Here is a 16250-nt window from a genome sequence, read left to right on the forward strand (position 1 = left end):
TGATCACGCTCATCGAAATTCCCCACCCGGCGCTCACTGAATTTCCCCAGTTCGTGTCAGTCCCTGAATAGGGGCGGGCCCTCCCCGAAGCTGGTGGTCTCTGACCACACACCGGCTTTCGAGAAAGGCCCGTCCCTTCATGCTGCCATGGAAGGAAGACGTGGAGATCCACGCGTTGAAAGAGCGCGGCTGGAGCATCAGCCGCATCGCCAAACACACGGGGCGGGACCGCAAGACCGTCCGCGCCTACCTCAACGGGGAACGGACCCCGGGGATGCGCCGCCGCTCCGGACCGGATGTTTTCGCCCGGTTCGAGGCCTACGTCACCGCCCGGCTGGCCGAGGACCCGCACTTGTGGGCGTTGACCCTGTTCGACGAGCTGGCCGGGCTGGGCTATGACCGCTCGTACCAGACGCTGACCCGCCAGATCCGCGCCCGCGGGCTGCGCCCGGCGTGCGTGGCGTGCGGGAAGGTCACCGAGCGCCCGAACGCGGTGATCGAGCACCCGCCCGGGGAGGAGACCCAGTTCGACTGGCTCGAGCTGCCCGACCCGCCGTCCGGCTGGGGGCCGGGGCGCAAGGCGCTGCTGCTGGTGGGCTCGCTGCCGCACTCGGGCAAGTGGCGGGCCGTGCTGGCAGAATCGATGGACCACGCGCACCTGATGGAGGCCATCACCACGCTCATCGCCCTGCTCGGGGGCCTGACCCGGGCCTGGCGCTTCGACCGGATGGGAACCGTCGCGGTTGCCGGCAGTGGGGACATCAACCCCGCCTTCGCCGGCTTCGCCAAGCACCACGGCGTCGAGGTGCTCCTCTGCCCGCCCCGGTCCGGGCACCGCAAGGGCGTGGTGGAGAAGAACAACCACACCGCCGCGCAACGCTGGTGGCGCACCCTGCCCGATGAGACGGGCTTCGAGGCCGCCCAGGCGAGCGTGTTGGCCTTCGCCCAGTCCCAGGACGCCCGCCGGCGCCGCGGGCCCCAGGGCTGGAGCACGGTGGCGGCGATGGCCGAGGTGGAGGTGTTGCGCCCCGCCCCGGCGGCCGCCTACCCGGTCGCGGTCCAGGACGAGCGCACCGCCTCACGGCAGGGCCTGGTCTCCTGGCGCGGCAACCGGTACTCCGTGCCCCCGGAGCTGGCCGCGGCCAGGGTCGTGGTCACCCACCGGGTCGGTGCCGGGCACCTGCAGATCCGCTCCGGGAACGCGGTCGTGGCCCGGCACCGCATCGCCGAGCCGGGCTTGGGCGCCACCATCCGCGACACCGGACACGTCATCGCCCTGAACGCGGCGGCGATGGCCGCGGTGAACACGGCCAAGCCCCACCGCCGCAAGGAACGCATCCCGCCCGGGGCCGCCGCCCGCGCCGCCGCCGACGCCCTGCTCGGGCGCCCCGCGGCGCCGGAGGCCTCCGTGATCGACCTGGCCGCCTACGAGGCCGCCGCCCAACGAAAGAGCTACCTGCCATGACCACCACCCCCACCCCGGCCGCCGTTCCGTCCACGAACGCGCAGGCGGCCACCTACCAGCGGCTGCGCGCCCATCTGGCCACGCTCAAGCTCGCCGGGGCCGCCGAGGCGCTGCCCGCCGTCCTGGACCAGGCCCGCGCCGACGGCTGGTCGATGACCGAGACCCTCGAGCGCCTGTTGGCCGTCGAGGTCGACAGCGCCGAGGCCCGGCGCCTGGCCGGACGGCTGCGCTTCGCCAGCATCCCCACCCCGGCTACCCTGGCCGGGTTCGACACCGACCACGCCCAGGGCGTCGACCGGTCCCTGATCAACGAGCTGGCCACCTGCCGGTGGCTCGAGAACGCGACCAACGTGCTGCTCATCGGCCCGCCCGGCACCGGCAAGACCCACCTCGCCGCCGGGCTGGCCCGCGCCGCCGTCGAGGCCGGATACCGCACCTACTTCACCTCCGCGGCCGACCTGGCCGCCCGCTGCCACAAGGCCGCGATTGAGGGCCGGTGGGCCACCACCATGCGCTTCTTCGCCGGCCCCACCCTGCTGGTCATCGACGAGCTCGGGTACCTGCCCCTGCCCGGGGAGGCCGCCTCGGCCCTGTTCCAGGTCATCAACCAGCGCTACCTCAAGACCAGCATCGTGATCACCACCAACCGGCCCGTCGGGGCCTGGGGCGAGATCCTCGGCGACACCACCGTCGCCGCCGCCATGCTCGACCGGCTCCTGCACCGCTCCGTGGTCCTGAACCTGGACGGGGACTCCTACCGGCTCCGAGCCCACCACGACGCCGCCGAACAGCTCCGCCGAGCCACTACAGGCACCCCGAAAACGCTGCTAACCTAAACCCCGCGACTGGGGACATTCACCGAGCACCAACCGGGGAATTTCGATGAGCGTCATCAGGCCCTCAATCCGCCACCACCCGAACTCACAACGTCCGGTCCGAAACGACTAGCTCACCTTCGATAGTGAGCGGGCGTAGAAGCTATGCCGTGCGTGATCGGATTGGCCGGTGAACCCTCTGAACGCCCCAACACGGTACCCGGGACCCTTGGCACCGAACGTCACTTCGACATCGAAATCCCGAGCGAGTAATTGGAGGCGGGACTCAAGTTCTGCTGTGCTAGCTAAGCCCAGATTCTTCAATAGAGACTCCGAAGACACAAAGCCATCAGCACTTCGGAGAATTCGGTATAGAGGATCGATCTCCTCTACCGTCGCCTGCTCAGATCGCGGCGCTGCAGTTCGCGCCAGCGCATTCGCAATCGCCTGGCCGAGCGCGTGGGCCACGGGCGGCGGAAATGCGTTTCCGATCTGCCTATAGACGCTGGTTTTACGTCCTGAAAAATCCCACTGGTAGGAATCAGCATTCCAGCCCTGAAGGAGCGCCACCATCTCGCACGTTAGCTTAGGACCTATCGTGAAGCTTTCACCCTGCAGCGGGGCTTGGTTCGCGATTCCCCTTCCGTCAACGCCCAACTCTGCCCATGCACGCTTCGCCCGGGTCGGTCCCAAGTCGGGGCCTCCATGCTTCTTCGAACCCCCAACAATCGTGGGGGCAATGCGACTGGCGTTATGAGCCCACTCTTCCGCTCCCTCCCAGCCATTCTCGCCCATTAGGGGTCGCAACAACTCGCCCACAGTTGCTGGGACTCCCAGCGGTTCCGGCCAATGAAAATGCGAAAAATCGTCGGGACGCATAGCAACAAGCACAAATCGCGGTCTGAGCTGGGAGACTCCAAAGTCTGAAGCATTCAGCAGGCGCCACTCCGCGACGTACCCCTGTTTCAGGAATCGGTCTAGTACATGCTGCCTATAGGCAGCGAACCTTGGAAGGCTGAGTCCACGGACATTCTCCAGCAAGACAGCACGCGGCTGTAAGACGGCTACCTGTTCAACCGCCCACGCAAAAAGATCTCGCTCATCTACGGCACCTAGCTGCTTGCCCGCGATGCTAAAGGGCGGGCAGGGCACACCCCCGGCAAAAAGGTCGATCGGACCTTGACTTGAAGTCGGAGCGTAGTCCCGCGGGTTCCATACTTCTCGATCAGCAACATCGCCTTGCTTGACGGTCCACATCGGCCGATTCAGTCGCAAAGTATTAATGGCAGCGTCATCTAGTTCGACGGCAAGTTCATGATGGAACCCTGCACGTTCCAGCCCCAGCGCCTGACCACCGGCGCCGGCACAAATCTCTATCGCGTTGAACTCGTTCAACTCCGTTTTACCTCCTACGGGCGCGCGTCTACCAACACGAATGACCGTGCCATCGCGAGGGATAAGCCTACCGCCCAAGCCTACGGGCATAATGGGTCAGTTGGGGCCGATTCGACATCTGCTCTGGGGTGGGGCGACGCGATTCGCCAATAGCGTCTTGAGGTCGTCCTAAGCTCGGTTTAAGGGAAATTCGTCTTAGTTCGAGAGATCCAAGCGACTCGCTTTAACCTGAACTGATAAACGATTTGCCGCAAATCCATCACGCAGCACAAAATCAAGATGCCAGAGTGACCTTAGCCATCAAACAGCTCGACCGGATGGTTTGTGCGCTCGCCCACCACGTGAGAGGAACTGCGATGCGATCCGCAACGCCGATTTTTGCTTCGGTTCCGTTGGAAAAGCTGCGATTCGATCCTGACAATCCCCGGTTTCCCCGGAGTCTTAGCGGTGCGACAGACACTACGCAGGTGCTTCGCTTCATGCTGCAGGACGCGGGACTGGTCGATCTGATGCGGTCCATCGCCGAGCAGGGGTTCTTTCCAGGAGAACCGATCCTGGTATCGCCTAGTGGATCTTCCGATGAGTGGATCGTCGTGGAGGGGAACCGGCGTTTCGCGGCCTGCCTACTGTTGCAATCCCCGGACCTCGCGCCGACAAATAAGTCCACTGTGAAGGCTATCGTCGCTAACCGAGCAGCTGATCTTCCCGAGAGTATCCCAGCGCTGCAATTCAATACGAGAGACGAGATTCTCGAGCACCTCGGCTTTCGCCACGTCACGGGCATCAAAGAATGGGACCCTCTCGCGAAGGCTCGCTTCCTGCAGCAACGGTTCGACTCGATCCATGGCGCGCCACAACAACGATTAAAGGATGTCGCCCGGACTATTGGCAGTCGTTCCGACTACGTGGCTCGACTACTGACTGCGCTCACGCTCTATGAAAAAGTCGAAGAGAACAACTATTTCAATGTCGGGGGCCTGTCTGAAGACTCCATCAACTTTTCGCTAATCTCCAGCGCGCTCGCATACGCGAATGTCATCGAGTTTCTTGGACTCGACTCCAGCCGCGATGTGAATGCAAAGGGATTGAATCTAGACAATCTCCAACTTCTGATTCGGATTATTTTTGAGAAGGGTGAAGGACAGCGTTCACGACTAGGCGAGTCCCGCAACCTGAGGTTGCTATCCGAGGCTCTAGTTTCACCTCGGGCCGTGGAACTGCTCCGCGCCGACCGTCCCCTCAGGGAAGCGTGGAATGCGATCCAAGGTGGGCTTGGCTCATTTAGGGGCTTCGTTGACCAGGCACTTCAGGCGACCTCTAACGCTATGAATGAGCACTCGGGACTAACCTTCGATACCAGTGATGTTGAAAAAGTGACCGAGCTTTTACAGCGCGTGCAGTCGCTAGAACAAGCGGTTAACTCGGGAATTGAAGAGGAGCCGGCTTAGGATGTCGCTCTTTGGTGCCTTGGACCGCCTGCCGGGTACTTCACAGCTCCACGCCTGGGCAGACTGGGCGGAGATACTCGCCTATACCGCAGCTGCGGATCAATACGCCCACGAAGACCTGTCTGAGGTTGTCGAGCGTCGTTCAGCGTATAGGGATGCCGAGACATCCGACGACATGGACCCGATGTCCTTTGACCCGGATACAGAGCTCTGCTCACCGCCCCTAAACTCCGCAGAACTACGTGACGCAATTGCACAGCGATCTGGCGACATCCTACTTAACCTGCGCAGCAGGCAAGTGGCGTACGGAAGTGCCTATCCCTTCGACATTGATTTAGCTGCAGGTTCAATTTCGGTTCGCGAACATTCGACTTCACGCCTGACCTACCTTTACGTACTGGCTTGCGCTTCCCTGCGCTACGTACCTAACAAGAGTGACCAATCGAATCTGACCTCTGCCTTCGAACTTGTATGCAAGGAAGCATTGACGCGACAGTTTCCCGCCGCCAGTCGTGTCGAACTATTCGGCGCCAATTCCTTAAACCGCTCAGGCCCATTCGCTGGAGGCCTTCTGGTTGACCGGATCGACGCACTAGCCGCCATGATAGGAGAACGTCCCGTTTTTGAGAGGGAGAAATTCGAGCCTGGCAATACGGGAGATGCCGGTCTTGACGTTGTTGCATGGCACTCATGGGGCGATGACCTCGGAGCCCGTCCGCTCTACTTTGGCCAATGCGCTTGCACAAGCCGTTGGGTATCTAAGCAGCACAGCTCAACGGCGTCTGTGTGGAGGCGATTAATATCCTTTACTAATCCTCCAACGAGCATCTGCTTCATCCCCTTCGACTTTCGGCGTCCGGACAGAACGTGGTATGCCCCACACGACATCCATGAGAATGTTCTGGTCGACCGCTTTCGTCTCTTGAAGATGCTCTGGCCAGGAGAAGAAGATCAGACTGACCTGGACACAGAACTTAAAGGCCACATGCTTTTTCCCCGATTGCAACTTAGCCGCGCGCAGGAGTTGAACGACCTGTAACGAAATGCGGTCAAGCTGACAGCTCTCCAAGCTTCAGCGCGCTCTGGACGCATCGGTCCCCGACCGCGGGGCCTCATCAACGGACTCTCTTTGCGGGTGCACCGCCAGCACGAGCGCCCCGGACAGGACCACGCCGAGAACGGACACGGCGATCATCGCCCCGAAGCCGCCGCTCGCCTCGACGAGCACGCCGCCCAGCAGCGGGCCGATCGCGAAGCCGGAGCCGATCATCAGGTTCGTCGTGTTCATGACCTGCCCGCCGTTGCCCAGGTCGGCCAGGGTGGAAAGCAGGTACGGCAGGATGAACGTCCACGCGAACTTGAACACCACGGCCGCCAGGGCGAAGCGCAGCAGCCCCGGCGTCCCGGCCAGCAGCGCGACGGAGGCGGCCATGCCCACGTAGCCGACCACCAGGAACGCGCGGCGGTGCGGGGTATCCCCGCGCAGCGACGCGAACAGGGCCGAGGCGATGCCGGCCAGCGTCGCGACGGAGAGGGTCGTGCTCACGGCGTTCGGGGCGGTCCCGGCGGCGCCGGCGATCTGAGCCATGAACGTCCAGACGCCCGACAGGGAGATGTAGAAGGCCAGCGCGGCGGCCAGGCCCAGCGCGAACGGCAGCCAGTGCCTCGGGGACGCGGCGGGCGCGGGCGCCGCCGCCGTCGTCCCCTCCGCCGCGCCGCGGCGCAGGAAGCCGCCGTCGACCAGCCGCGCCGCCGGCAGGCAGAGCACGGCCAGCCCGGCGAGGGTCCAGTACACGGCGGCGACGCCGGTGCCCGCGAACAGGGCCGGGAACACGGCCAGGATCAGCGCGCCCATGGCCAGCTGGGCCACGACGAACACGCCGAACGCGCGGCTCGGGTTCCCGGTCCGCCCGCACAGGGACAGCAACACGACCGTGATGGAGCCGGCCGCCAGCGACGTCGCGAAGCGGACCGCCAGCAGCAGCGGGTAGGACTCGGCGAAGCCGGAGAGCAGGTTGCCGGCCGCGACGGCCAGCGTGCACGCGACGACGACGGTGCGCAGGTTGGCCCGGCGCAGCCACAGGTACGCGGGCACGGTGGCGAGGCTGAACGCGCCGAGCTCGAGCGAGAACAGCAGCCCTAGCTGGGCGGGCCCGAGCCCCAGTTCGGCGGCGAGCTTGCCGCCGATGACCGGGGCGATGAGCAGGACGGTGTAGAGGACCGCGGAGTAGGTGCCGATGAAGATCAGCGCGGGGCGGTCGCCGCGCACGGCGGCGGGAACGGTGGTGGGCATGGTGGTTGGCCTTCAGGTGCGGGGACGGGTTCAGCGGGTGTAGGCGGGCTCGCCGGCGAACCAGGTCTGGCGGGCGGCGAAGCCGGGCAGCTCCTCGAGGTCGACGGCGTAGGGGCTGCGGTCGAGCACGACGAAGTCCGCCGAGAGCCCGGGCGCGAGGCGGCCGGTCTCGCGGGCCAGGCCCATCGCGTCGGCGCACGCCGTGGTGTAGGCGGCGATGGCCTCCCGCAGCGTGATGGCCTGCTCGGGCCAGAGCGTGCCCGGGAAGCGCTTGGTCGGGTCCTGGCGGGTGACCAGGCCGTAGATGCCCTCCCACGGGTTCGGGCTCTCGGAGACCGGCCAGTCGGAGCCGCCGGCCAGCGTGGCGCCGGCGTCGAGCAGGGCCCGGTTGGGCTGCATCCGCCCGGCCCGGTCGCCGGGCAGGACGGACGCGATGGCCTCGGCGATGACGCCGGGGAACCACAGGGCCGGGGAGATGTCGGCGACGACGCCGAGCTGCGCGAAGCGGGCGACGTCGTCCGGGTGCACGAACTGGCCGTGGGCGATGTGGTAGCGCGGGGCGGTGTGCCCGGCGGCGCGGACCTTCTCCACGGTGTCCAGGACCAGGCGCACGGAGGCGTCGCCGGTGCAGTGGATCTTCGCGGAGATGCCGCGCTCCGCCGTCGACATCAGCCAGCCCTCCAGCTCGGAGGGGTCCATCGTGGTGTGGCCGTGGTGGTTGCAGCCGAACGCGTCGTCGGGCAGGTAGGGCTCGAGGAACGCGGCGCTGCGCGTGGGCGGGACCCCGTCGAGGAAGATCTTGATGAAGTCCGGCCGGTGGTGCGTGGAGCGGTGCTCGTCGCGGTGCCCGATGATGCCCTCGCCCAGGGGCGCGGCGCCGAAGATGAAGTCGTTGGCCAGCATCGAGGTGACGACCCAGGCCTTGAGCCGGCCGGCGTCGTCCAGGTGCTTCAGGGCGCCCATGAGCTGCAGCGACGCGGCGGCGTCCTGGAACGCGGTGATCCCGTAGGAGTGCAGAATCTCGATGCCGCGCTCGGCCGCGCGGGCCAGCTCGGCCGTGCCGAGCGGGCGGGCCGCGGCGAGGGCCTCCTCCACGGCGATGCCGCCGGCCTCGATGAGCACGCCGGTGGCGCGGCCGTGGGAATCGCGCAGGATCTGCCCGCCCGCGGGGTCCGGCGTGCCGTCGGCGATGCCGGCCTCCTTGAGCGCGGCGGAGTTGGCCCAGCGGTTGTGCTTGGAGTCGTCGCGGAGCATCGCCGGCCGGCCGCCGGTGGCGCGGTCGAAGCGCTCGAGGGCCTCGGGGGTGTTGATCGCCTCCAGCAGGCCGCTGCCCCAGCTGCCGCCGACAACCCAGTCCCCCGCGTCGAGGCCCTCGGCATAGGCGGCGACGGCGCCGAGCAGCTCGTCGAGCCCGGCGGCGGGGCTGACCTGCAGCTCGAACAGGTCCGACTGCCCGGCCATCCAGTGGTGGTTGTGCACGTCGCCGAGGGCCGGCATGACGTAGCGGCCCTCCAGGTCGACGGTTCGGGTGTCCGGGCCGGCCAGGGCGGAGAGGTCGTCGCCGGTGGCCAGGACGCGGCCGTCGACGATGGCCAGCTGCGTGGCGGTCTTCCCGCCGGAGGCGTCCGGGTCGATGGCGGCGTTCGTGATCAACAGGTCGGCGGTCTGCTCCACGGGTCGGGTCCTCTCGCGTGACGGGGCCGCGGTGTGCGGCTACCGCCACGCTAGGGAGCGCGGGTCCGTTGTGGCTTGGGCCACGATGCATGACGTTTGACGTTCCGCGCCCGGGCGCCTCCGGCCGGCGGCGGGCAGAGACATCCGTTGAGTTTGTGTAGAAATCTATGTAGTTTTAATGCATGAGCATGATGACCATCACTGAGGCATCCCGCACCGGCGTATCCGGACTGGTGAGCTCCGCGGAATCCGGCAACGACATCGCGCTGTCCCGGCACGGCCGCGTCGTCGCCGAGATCGTTTCGGCGCGCGAAATCGAGAGCCTTCGGCGCGATCGCGAAACCCTCAGGGATGCCGCGCTAGTGATGGCTCGTTTCGCGACCGATTCTGGCGCCAGGACAGACCTTGACCACGCCCTGAAAGCCTTCGGCATGGACCGGGCAGAACTCGAGGCCGAAATCGAGGCGGGCCTCCACACCCTCTAGTCTCTCGTGGTGACGTTGCCCGAACCCACTTGCCGTGTACGACTGACCGAGGATGCAATCGCGGATCTCTACCGCCTGCAGAAGAAGGACCCGCAAATCCTTCGGGATGTGTTCGCCAAGATGCTTCTTCTTGAGCGATCCCCTGGAGCCGGTGAACCGCTGGTGGTGGCCCTCGTCGGATTCCGCAAGCTCGTAGTGGGAAACAGGGACTGGCGTATCGTGTGGCGCCAGGCGTCTGACGACAAACACGAACCCGTTTTAGAGGTTGCTGAAGTCTGGGCGGCCGGCGCCCGGGCTGACTTTGAAATCTACGACGAGATGAAGCGCCGCGTGGACCAACTCAAAGCCTCGGGCCATCCGCAAGCCAAGCCGCTCATCGACGTGATCGAGCAAATGGGACGCCTGTACTCGGACATCCAGGTCCATCCTGAACCAGAACTGCCCACCGCGTTGCCGGAGTGGTTGGCGCGGGGGTTGGCCGAGAACCTTCACCTATCGGCGGAAGAGATCGGCGGCCTCACGGAGGAACAGGCACAGAAGCTGATGATCGAGTACTGGCAGAATCCGAAGTAGAACCCGCCCTCAGGAGCTGGATCGAATGCGCGTTGTCTACGTCCTTCGGGGCCACAGCACCCCGTACCGATAGGGCCACGTAGGCACTCACAGATTCAGTAGCGGACCGCAACGGCCTGCCGTGCACGAACCTGCCTTCGGCACTCAGGCGGAGGCCGTGGGGCCCGTCGCCGCATGGTCCAGCTCGAGCAGCGCCCCGATCCGCAGCATCGCCGCGGCGATCGGCCCCTCCCCCGCGACCGTGAGCTGCTGGAGCACCAGCCCGTCCAGCGCGGCGAAGACCGCCCGCGCCAGGGCCGCGGCGTCCGCGTGCCCGTGCCGCCCCAGGGCCCGCTCCAGCGCGGCGATGTACCCGTCGTAGAGCGCGACGGCGCCGGGCCGCAGGTCCGGGTCCCGCCGGGAGGCCAGGATCATCTCGTACTGGAACAGCTGCAGCTCCGGCTCCTCGGCCACGAGCCGGACCAGGGCCTCGACGAAGCCGGCGTCGACCCGCTCGGCCTCGGAGAGGTCGCTGAGCCGGATGGACCGCGCCGTCGCCCACTCCAGCGCCGCCTTCAGGAGCGACTTCTTGTTGCCGAAGTAGTGGCTGATCAGCGTGTTGTTCACCCCGGCCGCCTCGGCGACGGCGCGGAAGGTCAGCCCCTGCAGGCCCTTGGCCGCGACGACCGCGACGGTCGCCGCGAGCAGGGCGTCCCGCCCGTCGCCGTACTTCAGGTTGCGTTCTGCCACACCCGAATCCTAGGCCAGCCGCGCGCCCGCCAATTGCCCCTTGACGGACACAACTAAGCAGTTGCATAGTTATGTCTGCGACGCAGCTCACATCGAGCAACCCACCCTTCCTTCGTTCAGAGGACACCCTCATGAGCCACAGCACCACCGCCGGCGCCGACGCGCCGGCCCTGCACCGCACCCTGCGCTGGCAGGACGCCTTCGCCCTGTCGATGGCCGTCTCCGGAGGCCTCTTCGTCTCCTTCGGCCCGACCATGGCCGCCATCGGCGCCCTCTCCGCGCTCGCGGTCTGGGCGTTCGCGGCCGGCGTCGGCTGGGTCCAGAACCACCTCTTCGCGGAGATGGCCTCGATGTTCCCGGACAAGCCCGGCGGCGTGCCCGTCTACGCCCACGAGGCCTGGCGGGAGCGCTTCGCCCCGGCTGGCGCCCTGGCCACGTTCGGCTACTGGTTCGGCTGGTCCGCCGTCATCTCGATCGTGTCCATCACCGCCGGCGCGATCGTCCAGGCCCACTGGCTGCCCGAGGCCACCTGGGCGTGGGACCTCGGCATCGCCCAGGTCGGCGCCGCCCAGCTGATCGGCATCGGCTTCATCCTGGCGCTCATGGTCCCGAACCTCTTCGGCGCCCAGCCCGCCGCGTGGGTCAACAAGGTCCTCGGCGCGCTGCTGCTGGTCCCGCTGCTGGTCTTCGTCGCCGCCCCCGTCGTCAGCGGCGACTGGGACCCCGCCAACCTCACCTGGGGCCTCGGCGCGCCCGGCGCCGACCACTGGGGCGGCCTGCAGGACGCGCTCGTCTGGCTGTACCTGGTCGGCTGGACCGCCTACGGCACGGAGATGTGCGCGGCCTTCGCCCCCGAATACCGCACCCGCAAGGACGCCAAGCGCGCCCTGACCAGCTCCGGCGCCTACACGTTCGCGATGTTCGCGCTCGTCCCGCTCGGCGTGGGCGGGCTCGTCTCCCCGGAGGCCGCCGCCGCGGACCCGACCGGCGTCTTCATCCAGGGCTTCGCCACCGTCCTGCCCGCCGGCTTCGCCGGCGACGCCGCCCTGGTCATCACCATCGGCGCCCTGCTGATGGGCGTCAACGCAGCCATGGCCGACGGCTCCCGCGCCCTCTACGGCGCCTCCCTGGACGGGCTCATGCCGCGCCAGTTCGCCGTCCTGAACCGCCACCAGGTCCCCGGCCGCGCCGTCGCCACCGCCGTCGTCCTGAACGTCGTGCTGGCCGTGTTCGTCTCCAACCCGATCTCCATCCTGGTCGCCGCCAACCTCGGCTACCTGCTGGCGATCCTGCTGGCCGTCACCGGGTTCATCGTCCTTCGCCGGGACCGTCCGCACGCGGACCGGCCCTTCCGGCTCGGCCGCGGCGCGGTGCCGCTCGCCGTGGCGATCTCCCTCTACACGCTCGCCGTCCTGGCCGTCGGCGCGTTCTCCTCGGAGCTCTCCGGCTACGGCGGCCCACGCGAGCTCGGCATCGGCGTCGGCATCCTGGCCCTGTCCCTGGTCCTCTACGTCTACCGGCGCCGCGTCCAGGACCGGCTGCCGCTGCTGCGCGAGCCCCGGACCGGCGACCGGGGCGCCGCCATCGTCCGCCACCCCGAAACCCACTAGACCCACCCACCACACCCAAGGAGCACCACCATGTCCCAGGTCTTCCAGGCCACCCACGCCCCCGCCGCCTACGAGCCGTTCGAGGTCGGCCAGGTCCAGTGGCTGCGCCGCCCCGGCGACAACGGCAACGAGGCCCTCTCCGCCGGCATCTGGAGCGTCTCCCCCGCCGACGCGCCCGAGCCGTTCGACCTCGAGATCCACCAGGACGAGACCGTGTACATCGTCTCGGGGCACCTGCGCATCGACGTCGCCGGGGGCGAGTCGTTCGACCTGTCGGCCGGGTCGATGGCCTCCTTCTCCCGCGGGGCGATGACCCGCTGGAGCGTCCTGGAGCCCACCGTCGAGTTCTTCGTCTACAGCTAGGAGCGCCGCCATGGAGACCACCGACGTCGTCGTCATCGGGGCCGGGTTCGCCGGCCTCACCGCCGCTCGCGAGCTCACCCGCCGCGGCCACACCGTCACCATCCTCGAGGCGCGCGACCGCATCGGCGGGCGCACGTTCCGCGAGGAGCGGCTCGGCCGCCCGCTCGAGCTCGGCGGCACCTGGGTGCACTGGACCCAGCCCTACGTGTGGGCGGAGATGGGCCGCTACGGCATCGAGCCCGTGGCCGGGCCCGAGTTCACGAAGGCGCACTGGGTCGCCGGCGGGGCCCGGCACGAGGGCCCGGCCGACGAGCTGCTCGGCCTGTTGGACGAACCGAACGAGCGCCTCCTCGCCGCCGCACGCGAGGTCTTCCCTCTGCCGTGGCAGCCGCTCGCGAACCCGGACGTCGCGGCGCTCGACGCGACCACGGTCGCGGAGGCCATCGACGCGCTGGGCCTGCCCGCGGCGCAGCGGGACCTGCTGCGCTCGTTCTGGTCGCTGAACTTCAACGGCCGGCTCGATCAGGCCGCGCTGACGCAGGCTCTGCGCTGGTGCGCGGTGGCCTCCGGCTCGTGGCAGCTGATGTTCGAGGCGTGCGCGACGTTCAAGCTCGACGGCGGCACCAGCCGACTCGCCGAGGCGATCCTGGCCGACTCGGGCGCGCGGCTGCGGCTGGGCGCCGCGGTCGCGTCCGTGGCGCAGGACGACGGCGGCGCCACCGTCACCACCACGTCCGGGGAGGAGATCCGGGCCCGCCGCGTCGTGGCCGCGCTGCCGCTGAGCGTGCTGAACGACATCGCCTTCTCCCCCGAGCTCCCGCCCGTCGCCCGGGCCGCCGCGGACCGCGGGCAGGCCGGGCGCGGGGCGAAGTTGTGGATCAGGGTCGCCGGGCGTCAGGAGCGGTTCGTGGCCATGGGCACCGACGACATGGCCCTGAACTTCGTGCAGGCCGAGTACCTGGATGAGAACTCGACGACGCTGGTGTGCTTCGGCCCGGACGCGCTGGCGGTCGACGTGGACGACGTGGCCGGGGCGCAGGCCGCCCTGGACACCCTGGTGCCGGGGCTGCGGGTGCTGGAGGTCGCCGGGCACGACTGGGTCTCCGACGAGCACTCCCGCTCCACGTGGCCCATGCACTACACGGGATACCTCACCGGCACGCTCGCGGAGCTGCAGCGTCCGCACGGGCGGGTCCACCTGGCCGGGTCCGACTTCGCCAACGGGTGGGGCGGGTTCATCGACGGGGCCATCGAGAGCGGGCTCGCAGTGTCCCGGACCGTGGGCGAAGCGCTCGCGGCGGAGGCCGAGGGCGCCGACGCTCCGGCCGCGCCCGAGCCAGCCCACCTTTAACTACACACCACCCATAACCCTGCTTGCCCCACCCCCATGAACGGAGACACCCTCATCATGTCTAGCAACACCAGTACCAATACCACCGCCGACGCCGTGGGCTATGTGCCTCAAGACGAGTGGCCGGCGGTGACGGCCATGCTGGAGGGCTTCGGGAACCCCACCCTGCCGGCCAGCACCAAGCTCGAGGGCAGCACCGTCCAGATCGCCTTCGATAACGGATGGACCATCGACCACTCTTTCGAGGGCGGCGAGATCACCTGGACCATCACCGGTGGCGCGGACATCGGCGCCTCCGGCACCCACCCATACCGGGCCGTTGAGGTGCGCGAGGAGATCTTCTACGTCGACTTCCTCAAGGGCGCTGGCACCGGAACCCACGACGTCACCATGATCATCAACCGGGTCGACGGCCGGGTCACGGTCGCGGACTCCTTCTTCATTAACCGCGACGGCGAGGTGCGGATGGACACGGAGTTCCTCTCCGGCCGCATCGCCGGCACGGGCGAAATCGAACCGCGTGGCGAGAGCACCGAACTCGTCGGCAAGCGGATCTTCTACCGCTACAGCCCCACCGAGCGCTACGAGCACATCTATCTGAACTCGGGCACCTTCGTCTGGCACTGCATTCAGGGCGCCGAACGAGGCCTGGGCGACGTCGATCCCGTCCGGGTCTTCGAGCTAGCCGAGGGCGTGGTCCTTCTCTACTGGAGCGAGACGGTCATGCCGGTCGAGTCCTTCGTGGTCATCGACGTGGCGAACGAACGCTCCATCGGCCGAATGTTCTGCTGGGATGGCCCCACCCTGGCTCCCATGCACCTTCCCTTCGACAGCGAGTTCACAGTCCTGAACGACACCCGCTACCCCGCGGAATGACCCCCGGGGCGGTGGCCTACAGTGGAATCAGGCAAGCCAGGAGACGGATGTCATGGACTCGGGAACCATCTCGCTCTTCCTCGCCGGCGACGTGATGACCGGCCGGGGCGTGGACCAGGTCCTGCCCCACCCCGTGCGCCCCGAGCTGCGCGAGGAGTACGTCCGCGACGCCCGCAGCTACGTGGCCCTCGCGGAACGCGCCAACGGCATGGTGCCGGCCCCGGTCGGCTGGGACTGGCCGTGGGGCGACGCCCTCGAGGTCCTGGACGCCGTCGCCCCGGACGTGCGCCTCGTCAACCTCGAGACCAGCGTGACCCGCTCCGAGGACTTCGCCCCCGGCAAGGGCATCCACTACCGGATGAGCCCGGAGAACGTCGAGGTCCTGACCGCCGCGCGCATCGACGGCTGCACGCTCGCCAACAACCACGTGCTGGACTTCGGCCGGCGCGGGCTCCGCGACACCCTCGACACCCTGCACGCGGCGGGCATCCGCACCGGCGGCGCCGGCCCGGACGAGGACGGCGCCTGGGCGCCCGCCGTCGTCGACGTGCCCGCCGGCCGGGTGCTCGTCTGGTCGGCCGGCCTGGCCTCCAGCGGCGTCCGCCCGGACCAGGCCGCCGGTGTGGACCGGCCCGGCGTCGCCTACCTGCCCGACCTCACGGCGGCGACGGCCGACGGGCTGCTCGAGCGCGTGCACGGCGCGGCGGGCCTGCAGCCGGACGACGTGCACGTCGTGTCCCTGCACTGGGGGACGAACTGGGGCTACGCCGTCCCGGACGAGCAGGTCGCCTTCGCGCACCGGCTGCTCGACGGCGGCGTCGACATCGTCTTCGGCCACTCCTCGCACCACGCCCGGCCCCTAGGGAGTGTTGCTAAAGCTGGTTCCGAGCCAGACTAGGGCTGAGGCGAGTTGTATGGCGGCGTGGAAGTTGCGGGCAGTTTTGTCGGTTCGCATCGCCAGTCCGCGCCAGCGTTTGAGTTGGTTGAAGCAGCGCTCGACGACGTTGCGGCGCCGGTAGGTCTCCGCGTCGAAGGCCGGCGGCCGTCCGCCCCGGGATCCTTTCCTGCGGCGGTTGGCCACCTGGTCGGCCTTTTCCGGGATCGTCGCGGCGATCCCGCGGGCGGCCAGCCAGGCCCGGTTGGACTTCGAGGGGTACCCCTTGTCGGCCAGGA

16 protein-coding genes are annotated in these 16250 nt (G+C 68.0%); 11 read left to right on the forward strand and 5 right to left on the reverse strand.

Going from position 1 to position 16250, the window contains the following annotated elements; genetic code table 11:
- Window positions 1-139: 139 nt before the first annotated feature.
- Both AC1Q5D_RS17455 and istB read left to right on the forward strand, forming a co-directional pair.
- A complete protein-coding gene (locus tag AC1Q5D_RS17455; protein ID WP_481739330.1) occupies window positions 140-1465 on the forward strand; it encodes an IS21/IS408/IS1162 family transposase in 1326 nt (441 codons plus the stop codon).
- Window positions 1462-2301, forward strand: a complete 840-nt coding sequence (gene istB / locus AC1Q5D_RS17460) for an IS21-like element helper ATPase IstB (protein ID WP_481739329.1) — start codon at window positions 1462-1464, stop codon at window positions 2299-2301. Before AC1Q5D_RS17455 ends, istB begins: the two co-directional genes overlap by 4 nt.
- A 108-nt stretch (window positions 2302-2409) precedes the next feature.
- Here istB and AC1Q5D_RS17465 read toward each other — a convergent pair whose 3' ends face one another.
- Window positions 2410-3675 carry a DNA cytosine methyltransferase gene (locus tag AC1Q5D_RS17465; RefSeq protein ID WP_481739724.1) on the reverse strand — a complete coding sequence of 422 codons (1266 nt, stop codon included), beginning with the start codon at window positions 3673-3675 and terminating at the stop codon, window positions 2410-2412.
- Between the two features lie 287 nt (window positions 3676-3962).
- Between AC1Q5D_RS17465 and AC1Q5D_RS17470 the strand changes: the two genes are divergently transcribed.
- Together AC1Q5D_RS17470 and AC1Q5D_RS17475 are read left to right on the forward strand one after the other, a co-directional pair.
- Window positions 3963-5123 carry a ParB N-terminal domain-containing protein gene (locus AC1Q5D_RS17470; protein ID WP_481739725.1) on the forward strand — a complete coding sequence of 387 codons (1161 nt, stop codon included), beginning with the start codon at window positions 3963-3965 and terminating at the stop codon, window positions 5121-5123.
- A gap of 1 nt (window position 5124) precedes the next feature.
- On the forward strand, window positions 5125-6162 hold the full coding sequence (locus AC1Q5D_RS17475; RefSeq protein WP_481739726.1) for a hypothetical protein: 1038 nt from the start codon (window positions 5125-5127) through the stop codon (window positions 6160-6162).
- Between the two features lie 33 nt (window positions 6163-6195).
- Here AC1Q5D_RS17475 and AC1Q5D_RS17480 read toward each other — a convergent pair whose 3' ends face one another.
- A complete protein-coding gene (locus AC1Q5D_RS17480; protein ID WP_481739727.1) occupies window positions 6196-7416 on the reverse strand; it encodes an MFS transporter in 1221 nt (406 codons plus the stop codon).
- 30 nt (window positions 7417-7446) lie between these two features.
- Window positions 7447-9090 (reverse strand): amidohydrolase, encoded by a 1644-nt coding sequence (locus AC1Q5D_RS17485; RefSeq protein ID WP_481739728.1) that lies wholly within the window; start codon window positions 9088-9090, stop codon window positions 7447-7449.
- Between the two features lie 182 nt (window positions 9091-9272).
- On the opposite strand from AC1Q5D_RS17485, the gene AC1Q5D_RS17490 reads away from it, so the two are divergent.
- Window positions 9273-9575 carry a type II toxin-antitoxin system Phd/YefM family antitoxin gene (locus tag AC1Q5D_RS17490; RefSeq protein WP_481739729.1) on the forward strand — a complete coding sequence of 101 codons (303 nt, stop codon included), beginning with the start codon at window positions 9273-9275 and terminating at the stop codon, window positions 9573-9575.
- A 9-nt stretch (window positions 9576-9584) separates the two neighbouring features.
- Window positions 9585-10148, forward strand: coding sequence for a type II toxin-antitoxin system RelE/ParE family toxin (locus AC1Q5D_RS17495; protein WP_481739730.1), 564 nt, complete (start codon window positions 9585-9587; stop codon window positions 10146-10148).
- 144 nt (window positions 10149-10292) lie between these two features.
- Here AC1Q5D_RS17495 and AC1Q5D_RS17500 read toward each other — a convergent pair whose 3' ends face one another.
- The gene (locus AC1Q5D_RS17500; protein ID WP_481739731.1) at window positions 10293-10877 is read right to left on the reverse strand and encodes a TetR/AcrR family transcriptional regulator; all 585 of its coding nucleotides are present in this window, start codon (window positions 10875-10877) and stop codon (window positions 10293-10295) included.
- A 131-nt stretch (window positions 10878-11008) separates the two neighbouring features.
- Between AC1Q5D_RS17500 and AC1Q5D_RS17505 the strand changes: the two genes are divergently transcribed.
- From AC1Q5D_RS17505 to AC1Q5D_RS17525, 5 genes are all read left to right on the forward strand, one after another.
- Window positions 11009-12487 carry an APC family permease gene (locus tag AC1Q5D_RS17505; protein ID WP_481739732.1) on the forward strand — a complete coding sequence of 493 codons (1479 nt, stop codon included), beginning with the start codon at window positions 11009-11011 and terminating at the stop codon, window positions 12485-12487.
- A gap of 30 nt (window positions 12488-12517) precedes the next feature.
- Window positions 12518-12850 (forward strand): cupin domain-containing protein, encoded by a 333-nt coding sequence (locus AC1Q5D_RS17510; protein WP_481739733.1) that lies wholly within the window; start codon window positions 12518-12520, stop codon window positions 12848-12850.
- A gap of 10 nt (window positions 12851-12860) precedes the next feature.
- Entirely contained in the window at window positions 12861-14201 is a 1341-nt protein-coding gene (locus tag AC1Q5D_RS17515) for a flavin monoamine oxidase family protein (protein WP_481739734.1), read from the forward strand.
- 129 nt (window positions 14202-14330) lie between these two features.
- Window positions 14331-15077, forward strand: coding sequence for a MoaF C-terminal domain-containing protein (locus AC1Q5D_RS17520; RefSeq protein WP_481739735.1), 747 nt, complete (start codon window positions 14331-14333; stop codon window positions 15075-15077).
- Window positions 15078-15129: 52 nt separating this feature from the next.
- Complete coding sequence (locus tag AC1Q5D_RS17525; protein ID WP_481739736.1) at window positions 15130-15975, forward strand: CapA family protein; 846 nt, start codon at window positions 15130-15132, stop codon at window positions 15973-15975.
- Here AC1Q5D_RS17525 and AC1Q5D_RS17530 read toward each other — a convergent pair.
- Window positions 15937-16250: transposase (locus AC1Q5D_RS17530; protein WP_481737727.1), on the reverse strand; the 314-nt coding region annotated here is incomplete at its 5' end. The genes AC1Q5D_RS17525 and AC1Q5D_RS17530 overlap by 39 nt on opposite strands.

The organism is Arthrobacter paludis, assembly GCF_056782315.1.